Raw genomic sequence first — 12,845 nt, forward strand, 5'->3', positions numbered from 1 at the left:
CCGACCGTGCTAAAGCTCTCGCATGATTCCCTGGGAAAAGATCGATACCGCGAAAATCCCCGGCTCCGACGAGGAGCTCCGCCTGATGCGGCGCGGCAAGGAGTTTTCCATCAAGCTCGGCACCAACGAGTTGATGAACAACCGACTGTCGGGCTCGGAAGCCGCACTCGCGACGCTTGCGGCGAAGCAGATCGAGACGGTCGCAAAACCTGTCGTTCTCATCGGCGGCCTCGGCATGGGTTTTACGCTGCGCGCGGCGCTCGCCGTGCTGGGAGGCAAGGCGAAGATCGTGGTGTCCGAGCTCGTGCCGGCGGTGGTCGCCTGGGCGCGAGGCCCGATGGCGCAGGTTTTTGGCGATAGCCTCGATGATCCCCGGGTGAGCATCCGGGAGACCGACGTCGGTGAAATCATCCGGGCGCAACGCTCGACCTTCGACGCGATTCTCCTCGACGTCGACAATGGGCCGGAGGGACTGACCCGCAAGGGCAATGACGCGCTCTATAATGCGAGCGGATTGAAGGCGGCGAAGACCGCGCTGCGGCCGGGCGGGGTGCTGGCTGTCTGGTCCTCTGGGCCCAACCCTGCATTCACCAAGCGGCTTGGAAGCGCCGGCTTCGACGTCAACGAGGTCAATATCCGCGCCACCGGCAGGGGTGGCGGCGCGCGTCATGTGATCTGGATGGCGAAAAAGAGCTAGGCCGCCTGCGCAGTCCCCAGTTCGATCCGTCAGAACATCGTGTTGCTGTTGGCGGGAATTTCGGGGACGGCCTGGACGACGTCCCAGTGTTCCACGATCTTGCCGTTCTCCAGCTTGAAGATGTCGACAATCGCATTGCCCCTGGTGCCGGGTTCGCGAACCGCGTGAACGTGCAGGATGACGTAGTCGCCATCCACGAAGCTGCGCTTGATCTCGCTGTGCGAGTTCGGGAATTTCTCGCGCAGGAAGCCGATGAACTTTCGGAAGCCGTCCGGACCGTCGGCCGCGTTCGGATTGTGCTGGACGTAGCGGTCGCCGACATAGGCGAGGGCAGCATCGGCGTCCTTCTGGTTGAGGCCCTTCTCGTAGAAGGCAAGCACGGCGGCGCGGTTGGCTTCTTCCTGCGCGCTGGCGGCGATCGCGGCGCCGTTGCCGAGGGACAGCATGAGAATGGAAGCCGCAATCATTGCGACGGACCGGACGATGAGACGCATGTGAGCTCCGAGAGGCCGCGGCCTCTGTCTTGCGATTGAGGGAGGCCTGTATAGCTTTCGTGCCGGCCTGCGTTAAGAGAGTAACCGGAAGCTCACATGGTCACCGCGAGGAGACCTCCGCCGGTCTACGCCGCCTGCGCTGCCGCACCATGCGCGTGCTTGTCGATGGCACCGATGATCTCGGGCCAGAAGCGCATCGGCAGCGCGTGGCCCATGCCTTCGATCATCAACAGCTTTGCGCCGGGAATTGATGCTGCCGTGTCCTTGCCGCCTTCGGGATGGACCAGGGGATCGACCGTGCCGTGGATCACCAGCGTCGGCGTCTTCACGCCATGCAGCCGCTCCTTGCGGCTGCCGGAGGCGAGCACCGCGCGGAGCTGCCGGCCGACGCCGGCGGGATTGAGCCCGCGCGCGAACACGCGTTCGGCACGGCCGGGGTCGAGCGCCTCCTCTTCCGGGAAGGACCCGGCGCGCAAGATGTTCCAGGTCTGGCCGTAGCGGACGATGAACTCCTCCTTGCTGCGCGGCGGCGGCGCCATCAGCATCGCGGCGGCCTCGCGTGTCGGCGGCGGCACGCGCGGATTGCCCGTCGTCGACATGATCGAGGTCAGCGAGCGCACGCGCTCGGGAAACGACAGTGTCACCTCCTGCGCGATCATGCCGCCCATCGAGGCGCCGACCAGATGCGCCGACTTGATGCCAAGTGCATCCATCAGCCCGACCGTGTCTTTCGCCATGTCGATCAGCTTGTAGGTTGCCGCGACGGGAATCTTGAGGAAGCGCAGCTTCAATAGCTCGAGCGGCGTCAGGCGCTTGCCGCCGGTGAGGTGGCTCGACTTGCCGATGTCGCGGTTGTCGAAGCGGATCACGCGAAAGCCATGCGCGGCGAGCTGCTCGCAGAACGCATCGTCCCAGTGGATCATCTGGGCGCCCAGCCCCATGATCAGCAGCAGCGGCTCGGCATTGTCGTTGCCGAAAATCTCGTAGCAGATATCGATGCCATTGGCGCGGACGGTCTGGGGCGGCTGATGGGCGGTCACGGATGCGTTCCCTCGGCTTTTGATCGATTGTGTATCGCACGGTTTCCCGCCGCAATGAAGCATGCGCGACACCGCGCCGCCGCTTGCCGGTTGACCGGCACCTCGCAACGGTGTGGTATGACGGAAAAAGAAGGGCGTCGAAGCTCTCGATTTCAGGAGGACGCCGATGACCGACAAGACCAACGACCCGGTCGCCATGTGGCAGAAGATGATGGGCGAGATGGAGAAGGGCTTCAACTCCTTCGCCAACCAGGCCATGTCGTCGCCCGAGTTTTCACAAGCCATGAACCGGGCCGGCGGCGTTGCTGCAGGTGCTCAGAAGCAGCTTGGCGAGCTCATGGAGAAGTATCTGGTCTCGATGAACCTGCCGAGCCGGGAGCAGGTCACGGCCCTTGCGGAACGGCTGCAATCCATCGAAGCCCAGGTCGGCGAGATGAAGTCGATGCTGAGCCAGATGGCGGCGAGTTCCGGCATCTCGCAAGGCCTCGACGGGGCGCCGAAGCCGCCGCGGACGAAGCGTCCGCCCTCGGAAAACGGAGGGCAGACATGAACGCGCCGGCGGGACTTGATTTGGCGTCGATCCCGGAGCGCATCCAGTCCGAGGTGCAGCGCGCGATCCAGCGCAGCATCAAGGGCGTCGAATATTTTTCGACCTCCGGGCCCACCCTCGGCTCGACGCCGAAGGACGTGCTGCATTCGCGCGGCACGATGAGCCTCTATCACTACCGGCCGATGTCGGACGAGATCTACCGCGTGCCGGTGCTGATCGTGATGGCGACCACCAACCGCGGCTACATTCTCGACCTCGTGCCGGGCCAGAGCTTCATCGAGTTCCTCTTGAAGCGCGGCTACGACGTCTACATGCTGGACTGGAGCGCGCCGCGGCCGGAGGAAAAGAGCCTGCGGATGGAAGACTATGTCCTCGACTTCATCCCGGACTGCGTCCGCCGCGTGCAGCAGGATTCCGGCGAGCAGGACGTCTCGGTGATCGGTTACTGCTTCGGTGGCGTGCTGTCGTTGCTCTACGGCTCGATCTTCATGGACGGGCCGATGAAGAATTTGATCTGCTTCACCACGCCGATCGACTTCCGCGAGATGAAGCTGTTCTCGAATTTCTCCGACCGCCGTTATTTCGACGTCGACCGCCTCGTCGACAGCGTCGGCAACGTGCCGCCGGAGATGATCCTGTCGTCGTTCGAGATGCTGCGCCCGGCCTCGCGCGCGGTGAGCCAGATCCAGCTCTGGGAAAACATCTGGAACGACGAGTTCGTCAAATCCTACCGGATGTTCGACCGCTGGGCGACCGACACGCTGCCGCTGGCTGGCGAATATTTTCGTACGATCACCAAGGACCTGATGTGGGACAACAAGCTGTTCAACGACACCATGTCGGTTGGCGGCCGCGCGGCGAAGCTCGCGAACATCAAGGTGCCGTTCCTGCATGCGGTCGCCGAGCACGACCACATCGTGCCCTATGACGCCGCAAAGCACCTGATCGCCAAGATCGGATCCGGGGACAAGGAAGAGGTGATGCTGAAGGGCGGTCACGTCTCGCTCGTCGCCGGCGCCAATGCGGTGAAGCGGCTGTGGCCGAAACTGGATTCCTGGCTTGGGAAGAGATCGACATGAGCGAGCAGCGTTCCTATCCGCGTCACGTCAAGACCGATGCCGGAGATATCGAGATCCGCCTGATGTCGCCCGCGGACGAGGCCGCCGTGCTCGCCTTCGGCAAGGGCCTGCCGACCCACGATCTCCTTTTCCTGCCTCGCAACATCAGCGAGCCAAAAGTGCTCTCGGCCTGGGTCAAGGAGATCGAGCGCGGCGCGATCACGAGCCTGCTCGCGGTGAAGGACGGCAAGGTCGTCGGCTGCGGCACGCTGGTGCGCGATCCTCACTCCTGGTCGCCCCATGTCGGCGAGATCCGGATGGTCGTCTCGCTCGACGTGCGCGGGAAGGGGGTGGGGCGGGCGTTGTCGCAGGAGACCTTTGCGCTCGCGCTCGGCGCCGGCCTCGAAAAGCTCTCGGTCCAGATGACGGTCGACCAGCAGGCGGCGATTGCCGTGTTCGAAAGCCTCGGCTTCAAGGCCGAGGCGCTGCTGCGCGACCACGTCCGGGACGTCGACGGCAAGACGCACGACATCGTCGTGCTCGGCCACAACATTGCGCAGGTCCAGGCACAGATGGAAGCCTATGGGCTTCCGGGCGCCGTCCAGCACTAGGTTCCCAGCGGGGCCCGACTGGCTACGAAGGCACCATATTGCCTACCCTGAAGGCTGTTCACGATTTCGTGATATCGCAGCGCAATATGAATATTGCATCGCACAATTAGCTATGCCATATAAGCAGTGCCCCGGGCCAATGAGGACGGGGTGAGCCCATAGCTCAACCAATGAGGATGGAGAAAACCCCATGACCACCGAAACCAACACCGCTTTCGAGGGCTTCAAAGACGCTTTCAAGAACATCCAGAACCTGGAAGTTCCCGAGGCTGCCCGCGAATTCGTCAAGAAGTCCGCCAGTACCGCCAAGGATCGTGCTGCCGAAGTGTTCGCTGGCTCCGAGCGCGTGACCGCCGCCGTCGAGAACGCGGTGACCGAGTCCGTCACTGAAGCCGGCAAGATCAGCCGCAACATCCAGCAGGCGATCTTTGAGGACGCCGAGGCGTTCTTCTCGGGCATCGACAAGCTGGCGTCCGCCAAGTCGTTCAGCGAAGCCGTCGAGATCCAGTCCAGCCTGCTCCGTGCACGCGGCGAAGCCTTCGTCTCGCGCGCCAAGGCGACCACCGACTATCTCGGCAAGCTCGCCACCAACGGTGCGAAGTCCGCTCAGGACAATTTTGCCAAGGTCTACAACAAGACCGCCTGATCTGTCTGGACGAGAAACTGAATTTGAGGCCCGCTTCGGCGGGCCTTGTTTTTTGCCTTGCCGTCATTGCAAACGAAGCGAAGCCATCCGGACTCTTTCTGCGGAACGATTCTGGATTGCTTCGCTTCGCCTGCAATGACGGGTACTGTGATGCAGTCATGACTCCATCGGGCAGCTTCTCCTTCGACTCCCCCGGCGATGCCGAACGCGCGGCCGAACTGCGCCGAGTGAAGGCGCTGGCGACGCTGGTGCTGGCCTCGACGCTTCTGCTGTTCGTCGTCGCGAAATGGCTTCTCCCCGTGCATCCCGTATTCGGCTTCATCGCCGCCTTCGCGGAAGCTGCGACCATTGGCGGGCTCGCCGACTGGTATGCCGTGGTCGCGCTGTTCAAGCGTCCGCTTGGCCTGCCGATCCCGCACACCGCGATCATCCAGAGCAACCAGGCCCGCATCGCCGACAAGCTCGGCGAATTCATCCAGGTGCATTTCCTCGAGGCCGGTCCCGTCGAGGCCAAGCTGCAGGAGATCGACTTCGGCTCGTTCGTTGCGGACTGGCTGCGCGATCGCAAGCGCAGTGACGACCTGGCGCGCTTTGCGTTGCGCCTGCTGCCCGAAGCCTTCTCCGCGACCGAGACCTCCGGCCTGATGACCTTCATCATCCGCCGCATGTCCTCGCAGCTCCAGGCGATCGACCTGGCGCCGCTCGCGGCCGGCACGTTGCGCGGCTTTGTTGCGGAGGGGCGGCACCAGATCCTGTTCGACGATCTCCTGCGCGTGATGCACGAGACGCTGAACCAGAAGGAGACGATGGCGATAATCCGCGACAAGGTGCGCGCGGAGTTGCCGACCCTGCTCAGGCTCTATCGTGCCGACAAGTTTCTGGTGAACAAGATCGTTGCGTCGGCGACCGCCTTCTTCAATGAGGTGCGCAGCGATCCCAAACATCCGTTCCGGAGTGAGTTCGACCGCATGGTGCTGAGTTTCGTCGACCGGCTCGGCACCGACCAGGCCTATGTCGAACGCATCGACGGCTTGAAGCGCGACCTGCTCGCACGGCCCGAGCTTGCCGATCTCGCCCGCACGGTCTGGGCCAACACGCGGTCCTTCATCGAGCGAAGCGCGAGCGGCGAGACGCAGGTATTGCAGCATCATCTCGCCGGCATGTTCGTCGCCGCCGGCGAAGCGCTCGCCGGCGATGCCGAACTGCGCGGCGAGATCAACAAGGGCCTGGTGGCGGTGCTGCGCAGTTTCGTCGCGGACCAGAAGAGTGGCGTCTCGACCTTCATCTCCGACCAGGTCAAGGCGTGGGACATGGCGCAGCTGATTTCGCTGATCGAGATCAACATCGGCCGCGACCTGCAATACATCCGCTTCAACGGTTCGCTGATCGGCGGGCTCGCGGGACTTGCGCTTTACTCCGTAGAATTCCTGCTTCGATTGTTGTGACTTTTGCGTCACGCACGTTGGCATTCACGCGCCGGCCTATTGTGGCCTTTGGCTTCACCCGCTTGAATGTCGGGAACCGGCGGCCTAGCTGATTCATGTTGCGCTGCGGAACGTTCGAGAAGCGGGCGTGTTGGAATTCAACCCATTTGCCGGCATCGCAGCCGGTGACCTTTTCAGCAATTCTTCCGAGGGACCATTGATGACCGCTACTGCCCAGACGCTGCGTCCGCCGTCCCGTACTCTGATGTTCCTGGAAGGGCGCGCGATCCACGAGTTCGGTGCATTCCTCGGCGCACTGCCGTTGCTGAGCCTTGCGTCGCGCGGCGATGGGCATCCGGTGCTGGTGCTGCCGGGCCTTGTGGCCTCCGACACGTCCACGCGCGCACTGCGCACGTTTCTGGCGGGCAAGGGCTATGCGGTGAGCGGCTGGCGCCAGGGCCGCAACTATGGCCTGCGCGAGGGCGTGCAGCACGCGATGGTCGATCTGGTCCAGGAGCTCAGCGATACCCATGGCCGCAAGATCAGTCTGGTCGGCTGGAGCCTCGGCGGCCTCTACGCGCGCCAGCTCGCCAAGATGATGCCGGAGCGCGTGCGCCAGGTGATCACGCTCGGCAGCCCGTTTGCGGGCAATCCCCATTCCACCAATGCCTGGCGCGTCTATGAATGGGCGAGCGGACGGAAGTCCGACGAGGTCGATCCGCAGTTCGGCGGCGAACTCGCCGTGCCGCCGCCGGTGCCGACCACCGCGATCTTCAGCCGCACCGATGGCGTCTGCGCCTGGCAGGGCTGCATGGAGAAGGCGGGCGCGCAGACCGAGAGCATCGAGATCGAGAGCAGCCATTGCGGCATGGGTCATCATCCGGCCGCGGTCTATGCGGTCGCCGATCGCCTCGCGCAGAAGGAAGGCCAGTGGCGGCCCTTCGACCGCAGCGGCTGGCGCAGCCTGGCCTATCCCGACCCGCATCGGTAGTGCACGTCCTCACCTCGCCCCGTGACAACGGGGAGAGGGAGAGCAACAGCGTCGCTTCCGTCCATTGTCGCGCCAGCACCAAACGCGCTATGCCTCGCGCATGGCGCATCCGTTGTCCCGCATTATCGACCAGCTCAAGCGCGAGCCGTCGCGCACCGGCTCCATCGTCATCACCGTGTTCGGCGACGCCATCGTGCCGCGCGGCGGCTCGGTGTGGCTCGGCACGCTGCTGGAATTCTTCGAGAGTCTGGCCATCGACAGCGGTGTGGTGCGCACGGCGATGTCCCGGCTCGCAGCCGATGGCTGGCTGACGCGCGAAAAGGTCGGCCGCAACAGCTTCTATCGCCTGGCCGACAAGGGGCAGCAGACCTTCGCGGCCGCCACGCGCCACATCTACGATCCGCCGCCATCTGACTGGACCGGACGCTTCGAACTGCTCTTGATCGGCAACGGCGAGGATCGCGACGCCTCGCGCGAGGCGCTGCGCAACGCCGGCTTCGGCAGCCCGCTGCCTGGTGTGTGGGTTGCGCCGTCGGGCGTGCCGGTGCCGGACGAGGCCGCGGGCGCGATCCGGCTGGAAGTCTCGGCCGAGGATGACAGCGGCCGCCGTCTGCTCAGCCAAAGCTGGCCGCTCGACCGTACCGCGGACGCCTATCTGAAATTCATGAAGACGTTCGAGCCGCTGCGCGGCGCGCTCGCGCGCGGCACGAATCTGTCCGGGGCCGACGCGTTCACCGCGCGCATTCTCCTGATCCACTATTATCGCCGTGTCGTGCTGCGCGATCCCCTGCTGCCCCAGAGCCTGCTGCCGCCGGACTGGCCGGGGCGGGCTGCACGCGAACTCTGCGGCGAGATGTATCGCGCGCTGCTTGCCCCGTCCGAACAATGGCTTGATGGCCATGGAACCAACGAAAGAGGGCCATTGCCGCCGGCCCGGAAGCTTCTGGAACGCAGATTCGAGGCCTGATCGACATGTTACAGAAATATCTTGCATGAGATAATTCTTGTTATATATTGCCTCCCAATAAAACGGGAGGATGCGCATGTATACCCAGGCGCTGAACACGGCCGAGGCGGATGACCGCAGCCTCGAGGACGTAGCCAAGGCGGCCCAGTTCCAGGCCCGCATCGACGCCGAGGAGCGCATCGAGCCGAACGACTGGATGCCGGCGGCCTATCGCAAGACGCTCACCCGTCAGATCTCCCAGCACGCCCATTCCGAAATCGTCGGCATGCTGCCCGAAGGCAACTGGATCACGCGCGCGCCGACGCTGCGCCGCAAGGCGGCGCTGCTCGCCAAGGTGCAGGACGAGTGCGGCCACGGGCTTTATCTTTATGCCGCCGCGGAGACGCTTGGCGCCTCGCGCGAGGAACTGGTCGATACGATGCTTGCCGGAAAGGCCAAGTACTCGTCCATCTTCAACTATCCGACGCTGACCTGGGCCGACATCGGCACCATCGGCTGGCTGGTGGACGGCGCCGCGATCATGAACCAGATCCCGCTGTGCCGCTGCTCCTACGGTCCCTATGCGCGCGCGATGATCCGCGTCTGCAAGGAGGAATCGTTCCACCAGCGCCAGGGCTACGAGATCATGCTGACGCTGTGCCGCGGGTCGGACGAGCAGAAGGCGATGGCGCAGGATGCGCTGGATCGGTGGTGGTGGCCGGTGCTGATGATGTTCGGCCCGCCCGATGCCACCAGCCAGCATAGCGACACCTCGACGAAGTGGAAGATCAAGCGCTTCTCCAATGACGAGCTGCGTCAGAAATTCGTCGATGCCACCGTGCCGCAGGCGCAATATCTCGGCCTCACCATTCCCGATCCCGGCATGACGCAGGACGCAGACGGGCACTGGCGCTACAGCGCGATCGACTGGACCGAATTCAAGCAGGTGCTTGCCGGCAACGGACCTTGCAACCGCGACCGCATGGCCGCGCGCCGCAAGTCGCACGACGAGGGCGCCTGGGTGCGCGAGGCTGCCGCTGCCTATGCCGCAAAGCGCGCGCAGCGTCAGACCGCACAAGCTGCGGAATAGGGAGATCACGATGACCACGCCGAACACGCCGCTGTGGGAAGTCTTCATTCGCAGCCGCAACGGGCTTGCGCACAAGCATGTTGGCTCCCTGCATGCCAGCGACGCCACCATGGCGCTCCAGGCCGCCCGCGACATCTACACCCGCCGCGGCGAGGGCCTGTCGATCTGGGTCGTGCCGTCGACCGCGATCACCGCCAGCGATCCCGCCGAGAAGGGGATGATGTTCGAGCCCGCGGAATCGAAGATCTACCGGCATCCGACGTTCTATGAGGTGCCGGAAGAAGTGGGGCACATGTGATGCCTGTCGCCAACATCCAGGTCTCCGAAACACCGCTGGTGCTCTATGCGCTGCGCCGCGCCGACGATGCGTTGATCCTCGGTCATCGGCTGTCCGAATGGTGCGGGCATGCGCCGATGATGGAAGAGGACATGGCGCTCTCCAACATCGCGCTCGATCTCATCGGCCAGGCGCGCGAGCTCTACACCTACGCCGCCAAGGCTGAAGGCAACGACAACGACGAGGACAAGCTCGCCTACCTGCGCGATGTCAGGCAGTACCGCAATCTGCTGCTGGTCGAGCAGCCGAACGGCGACTTCGCCCAGACGCTGGTGCGGCAGTTCTTCTATTCCGCTTTCGCCGACCTCTATTGGCGCGCGATGATGACATCGCGCGACACGACGCTCGCGGCGATTGCCGCGAAGTCGGAGAAGGAGAGTGCCTATCACCTGCGGCACGCCTCGGAGTGGATCATCCGTCTCGGCGACGGCACCGAGGAGAGCCATGCCCGTGCGCAGGCCGCGATCGATCATCTCTGGGCGTTCACCGGCGAGATGTTTGCCGTCGACGATGGCGAACGCGCCTTGATCCATGCGGGTATCGCCGTCGATCCGGGTGTTCTGCGCGGCCGCTGGCTGAAGATGCTCTCCGATGTCGTCAGCGAGGCCACGCTTGAGCTGCCGCAGAACGACTGGATGCAGCAGGGCGGCCGCGTGGGCCGGCACAGCGAACATCTCGGCCATCTCCTGTCCGAGCTGCAGTCGATGCAGCGCACTTTCCCGGGGCTGGCATGGTGACGGTGCTGGAACGCGATAGCGAGCTGCGCCAGCGTGCCTGGGACGCCGCGGCCAGCGTTGTCGATCCCGAAATTCCGGTGCTGAGCATCGCCGATCTCGGCGTGCTCAGAGACGTCGTTCTCGACGGCGATCATGTCGAGGTCGCGATCACGCCGACCTATTCGGGATGTCCGGCCATGAACATGATCGCGCTGGAGATCGAGGTCGCGTTGGAGCGCGCCGGATTCCGTGGCTCAAAGGTGCGCACGGTGCTGTCGCCTGCCTGGACCACCGACTGGATGAGCGATGAGGGTCGGCAGAAGCTGCGTGCCTACGGCATCGCCCCGCCGCAGGCCTCCAACTCGCGCCGCGCGCTGTTCGGCGAACAGGCCGTCGCTTGCCCGCAATGCGGCTCGGACAATACCGAACTGTTGTCCGAATTCGGCTCGACTTCCTGCAAGGCGCTGTGGCGCTGCAAGGCCTGTCGCGAGCCCTTCGATTACTTCAAGTGTCATTGAGTTGAACGAGATGCCAGCCACATTGTCATTGCGAACGCAGCGAAGCAATCCAGACTGTCTCCGCGGAAGCAGTCTGGATTGCTTCGTCGCAAGAGCTCCTCGCAATGACGGCGGTGAGGCCGATGTAGGGTGTCCATGATGTCCGCAGCCGCCCCCCGCTTCCATCGTCTGGCCGTCAGCGATCTCCGCCGCGAGGCGTCCGACGCCGTCTCGATGACCTTCGCGATCCCGCGCGAACTCTCCGATGACTATGCTTTCAACCCCGGCCAGTATCTCACGCTCCGGACCATGCTCGATGGCGAGGAAGTGCGCCGCTCCTATTCGATCTGCTCCGGTCCCGATGACGGTGAAATCCGCATCGCTGTGAAGAAGATCGACGGCGGCGCGTTTTCGAGCTGGGCCGCCGATGAACTCAAATGCGGCGACGAACTCGACGTGATGACGCCGACCGGCCGCTTCGGCGTGGTCGCGCCGGCCGATACGGGGCGGATCCATGTCGGCTTTGCCGCAGGTTCCGGCATCACGCCGATCCTGTCGATCGTCAAGGGCATCCTCGCACGCGAGCCGGACAGCCGCTTCTTCCTGTTCTACGGCAACCGCGCGACCGACAACATCATGTTCCTCGAAGCACTCGAGGAGCTCAAGGATCGCTTCATCGACCGCCTCTCGATCTTTCACGTCATCTCCGGTGAAGAGCAGGACATCCCGATCCTGCATGGCCGGCTCGACGGCGACAAGGTGAGGGTGCTGCTGCGCTCGCTGGTGCCGGCGGCAAGCGTCGATCACGTCTTCATCTGTGGTCCGTCCGGCATGAGCGAGGACATCGAGGCGACCTGCCGTGATCTCGGCATCGCGGACGAGCGCATCCACGTCGAGCGCTTCGTCTCCGAGTTCGGCGGCAAGCCGCGGCCGAAGAAGGCCGTCGCCCCGGATGCGCCGCCGAAGGCGATCGCATCGCTGATCATCGACGGCAAGCGCCGCGACGTGCCGGTCGCCGAGGACGAGGCCATCCTCGATGCCGCGCTTCGCGCCGGCGTCGATCTGCCCTTCGCCTGCAAGGGCGGCATGTGCTCGACCTGCCGGGCAAAACTGGTCGAGGGCGAGGCACCGATGGACATCAACTATTCGCTGGAACCCTGGGAGCTGAAGGCCGGTTTCGTCCTGACCTGCCAGGCAAAGCCTTCGTCGGCGCGGGTCGTCGTCGATTACGACCACGTTTGACAGTGCGAGCCAACCAGAACAACATCATGAGCAAGCCATTGGCCGGGAGAAGCGCGTGAACGTCAAAGCCGCCCTGTCGCCTGAGGATGTTGCCCGTGCCTGCGCCGACGCGATGTGGGCGGAGGACGATGCTTCCAAGGGCCTCGGGATGGAGATCGTCGAGATCGGCCCAGGCCTTGCAACGCTCGCAATGACGGTCCGGCCGGACATGGTCAATGGCCAGCGCATCGCTCATGGCGGCTTCATCTTCACGCTGGCCGATTCCGCTTTCGCCTTTGCCTGCAACTCGCACAACGACCGCGTCGTCGCGGCCCAGGGCCAGATCACCTTCATCAAGCCGGGCTTGCTCGGCGACCGCCTCGTTGCGAGAGCAAGAGAGATTACTCGGAGCGGCCGCTCCGGCATCTACGACGTGCGCGTCACCGCCGGCGATACCGTCATCGCGGAATTCCGCGGACATTCGCGCGTCATTCCCGGCAATTGGCTGCCGGCACACGACGAATAAA

At 64.2% G+C, this 12,845-nt stretch carries 16 protein-coding genes; 14 read left to right on the plus strand and 2 right to left on the minus strand.

Features of this window, described 5'->3' with window-relative positions; translation table 11 throughout:
- Window positions 1-22 precede the first annotated feature (22 nt).
- Entirely contained in the window at window positions 23-697 is a 675-nt protein-coding gene (locus JQ572_RS09450) for a spermidine synthase (protein ID WP_211382734.1), read from the plus strand.
- A gap of 29 nt (window positions 698-726) precedes the next feature.
- On the opposite strand, the gene JQ572_RS09455 is transcribed toward JQ572_RS09450, so the two are convergent.
- Both JQ572_RS09455 and JQ572_RS09460 read right to left on the minus strand, forming a co-directional pair.
- Entirely contained in the window at window positions 727-1,191 is a 465-nt protein-coding gene (locus tag JQ572_RS09455) for a nuclear transport factor 2 family protein (protein WP_211382735.1), read from the minus strand.
- A 125-nt stretch (window positions 1,192-1,316) separates the two neighbouring features.
- On the minus strand, window positions 1,317-2,231 hold the full coding sequence (locus JQ572_RS09460; protein WP_211382736.1) for an alpha/beta fold hydrolase: 915 nt from the start codon (window positions 2,229-2,231) through the stop codon (window positions 1,317-1,319).
- Between the two features lie 166 nt (window positions 2,232-2,397).
- Here JQ572_RS09460 and JQ572_RS09465 point away from each other — a divergent pair, with 166 nt between their 5' ends.
- The 13 genes from JQ572_RS09465 to paaI all read left to right on the plus strand — a co-directional run bounded on the left by JQ572_RS09465 (window position 2,398) and on the right by paaI (window position 12,844).
- Window positions 2,398-2,781 carry a hypothetical protein gene (locus JQ572_RS09465; protein WP_211382737.1) on the plus strand — a complete coding sequence of 128 codons (384 nt, stop codon included), beginning with the start codon at window positions 2,398-2,400 and terminating at the stop codon, window positions 2,779-2,781.
- Window positions 2,778-3,860, plus strand: coding sequence for a PHA/PHB synthase family protein (locus JQ572_RS09470; protein WP_211382738.1), 1,083 nt, complete (start codon window positions 2,778-2,780; stop codon window positions 3,858-3,860). The genes JQ572_RS09465 and JQ572_RS09470 overlap by 4 nt, the downstream gene beginning before the upstream one ends.
- Complete coding sequence (locus JQ572_RS09475; RefSeq protein WP_211382739.1) at window positions 3,857-4,450, plus strand: GNAT family N-acetyltransferase; 594 nt, start codon at window positions 3,857-3,859, stop codon at window positions 4,448-4,450. Before JQ572_RS09470 ends, JQ572_RS09475 begins: the two co-directional genes overlap by 4 nt.
- A 190-nt stretch (window positions 4,451-4,640) precedes the next feature.
- Window positions 4,641-5,096 carry a phasin gene (locus JQ572_RS09480; RefSeq protein WP_211382740.1) on the plus strand — a complete coding sequence of 152 codons (456 nt, stop codon included), beginning with the start codon at window positions 4,641-4,643 and terminating at the stop codon, window positions 5,094-5,096.
- Window positions 5,097-5,254: 158 nt separating this feature from the next.
- Window positions 5,255-6,541 carry a DUF445 domain-containing protein gene (locus tag JQ572_RS09485; RefSeq protein WP_211382741.1) on the plus strand — a complete coding sequence of 429 codons (1,287 nt, stop codon included), beginning with the start codon at window positions 5,255-5,257 and terminating at the stop codon, window positions 6,539-6,541.
- A 199-nt stretch (window positions 6,542-6,740) separates the two neighbouring features.
- A complete protein-coding gene (locus JQ572_RS09490) occupies window positions 6,741-7,511 on the plus strand; it encodes a lipase family alpha/beta hydrolase (protein ID WP_211382742.1) in 771 nt (256 codons plus the stop codon).
- Between the two features lie 100 nt (window positions 7,512-7,611).
- Window positions 7,612-8,478: a phenylacetic acid degradation operon negative regulatory protein PaaX gene (paaX, locus tag JQ572_RS09495; RefSeq protein ID WP_211382743.1), complete on the plus strand. Its 867-nt coding sequence runs from the start codon at window positions 7,612-7,614 to the stop codon at window positions 8,476-8,478.
- A gap of 76 nt (window positions 8,479-8,554) precedes the next feature.
- Window positions 8,555-9,547: a 1,2-phenylacetyl-CoA epoxidase subunit PaaA gene (gene paaA / locus JQ572_RS09500; protein WP_211382744.1), complete on the plus strand. Its 993-nt coding sequence runs from the start codon at window positions 8,555-8,557 to the stop codon at window positions 9,545-9,547.
- Window positions 9,548-9,557: 10 nt separating this feature from the next.
- The gene (gene paaB / locus JQ572_RS09505; protein WP_092186062.1) at window positions 9,558-9,845 is read left to right on the plus strand and encodes a 1,2-phenylacetyl-CoA epoxidase subunit PaaB; all 288 of its coding nucleotides are present in this window, start codon (window positions 9,558-9,560) and stop codon (window positions 9,843-9,845) included.
- Window positions 9,845-10,621, plus strand: a complete 777-nt coding sequence (paaC, locus tag JQ572_RS09510) for a 1,2-phenylacetyl-CoA epoxidase subunit PaaC (protein WP_211382745.1) — start codon at window positions 9,845-9,847, stop codon at window positions 10,619-10,621. Before paaB ends, paaC begins: the two co-directional genes overlap by 1 nt.
- The gene (gene paaD / locus JQ572_RS09515; protein WP_211382746.1) at window positions 10,615-11,118 is read left to right on the plus strand and encodes a 1,2-phenylacetyl-CoA epoxidase subunit PaaD; all 504 of its coding nucleotides are present in this window, start codon (window positions 10,615-10,617) and stop codon (window positions 11,116-11,118) included. The genes paaC and paaD overlap by 7 nt, the downstream gene beginning before the upstream one ends.
- Window positions 11,119-11,256: 138 nt before the next feature.
- Entirely contained in the window at window positions 11,257-12,339 is a 1,083-nt protein-coding gene (gene paaE / locus JQ572_RS09520) for a 1,2-phenylacetyl-CoA epoxidase subunit PaaE (protein ID WP_211382747.1), read from the plus strand.
- 55 nt (window positions 12,340-12,394) lie between these two features.
- Window positions 12,395-12,844: a hydroxyphenylacetyl-CoA thioesterase PaaI gene (paaI, locus tag JQ572_RS09525; RefSeq protein ID WP_211382748.1), complete on the plus strand. Its 450-nt coding sequence runs from the start codon at window positions 12,395-12,397 to the stop codon at window positions 12,842-12,844.
- The last annotated feature ends 1 nt before the right edge of the window (window position 12,845 follow it).

The sequence above is a fragment of the Bradyrhizobium sp. SZCCT0153 genome (assembly GCF_018129995.1).
GTDB classification, from domain to species: Bacteria; Pseudomonadota; Alphaproteobacteria; order Rhizobiales; family Xanthobacteraceae; genus Bradyrhizobium; species Bradyrhizobium japonicum_G.

What these genes read in the sequence shown, in the direction of transcription:
- JQ572_RS09485 (WP_211382741.1), top strand. Translation starts at nt 5,255, where the DNA reads ATGACTCCATCGGGCAGCTTCTCCTTCGACTCCCCCGGCGATGCCGAA.
- paaA (WP_211382744.1), top strand. Translation starts at nt 8,555, where the DNA reads ATGTATACCCAGGCGCTGAACACGGCCGAGGCGGATGACCGCAGCCTC.
- JQ572_RS09455 (WP_211382735.1), bottom strand. Translation starts at nt 1,191, where the DNA reads ATGCGTCTCATCGTCCGGTCCGTCGCAATGATTGCGGCTTCCATTCTC.
- paaD (WP_211382746.1), top strand. Translation starts at nt 10,615, where the DNA reads ATGGTGACGGTGCTGGAACGCGATAGCGAGCTGCGCCAGCGTGCCTGG.
- paaE (WP_211382747.1), top strand. Translation starts at nt 11,257, where the DNA reads ATGTCCGCAGCCGCCCCCCGCTTCCATCGTCTGGCCGTCAGCGATCTC.
- paaC (WP_211382745.1), top strand. Translation starts at nt 9,845, where the DNA reads ATGCCTGTCGCCAACATCCAGGTCTCCGAAACACCGCTGGTGCTCTAT.
- JQ572_RS09450 (WP_211382734.1), top strand. Translation starts at nt 23, where the DNA reads ATGATTCCCTGGGAAAAGATCGATACCGCGAAAATCCCCGGCTCCGAC.
- JQ572_RS09475 (WP_211382739.1), top strand. Translation starts at nt 3,857, where the DNA reads ATGAGCGAGCAGCGTTCCTATCCGCGTCACGTCAAGACCGATGCCGGA.
- JQ572_RS09490 (WP_211382742.1), top strand. Translation starts at nt 6,741, where the DNA reads ATGACCGCTACTGCCCAGACGCTGCGTCCGCCGTCCCGTACTCTGATG.
- JQ572_RS09470 (WP_211382738.1), top strand. Translation starts at nt 2,778, where the DNA reads ATGAACGCGCCGGCGGGACTTGATTTGGCGTCGATCCCGGAGCGCATC.
- paaX (WP_211382743.1), top strand. Translation starts at nt 7,612, where the DNA reads ATGGCGCATCCGTTGTCCCGCATTATCGACCAGCTCAAGCGCGAGCCG.
- JQ572_RS09480 (WP_211382740.1), top strand. Translation starts at nt 4,641, where the DNA reads ATGACCACCGAAACCAACACCGCTTTCGAGGGCTTCAAAGACGCTTTC.
- JQ572_RS09465 (WP_211382737.1), top strand. Translation starts at nt 2,398, where the DNA reads ATGACCGACAAGACCAACGACCCGGTCGCCATGTGGCAGAAGATGATG.
- paaB (WP_092186062.1), top strand. Translation starts at nt 9,558, where the DNA reads ATGACCACGCCGAACACGCCGCTGTGGGAAGTCTTCATTCGCAGCCGC.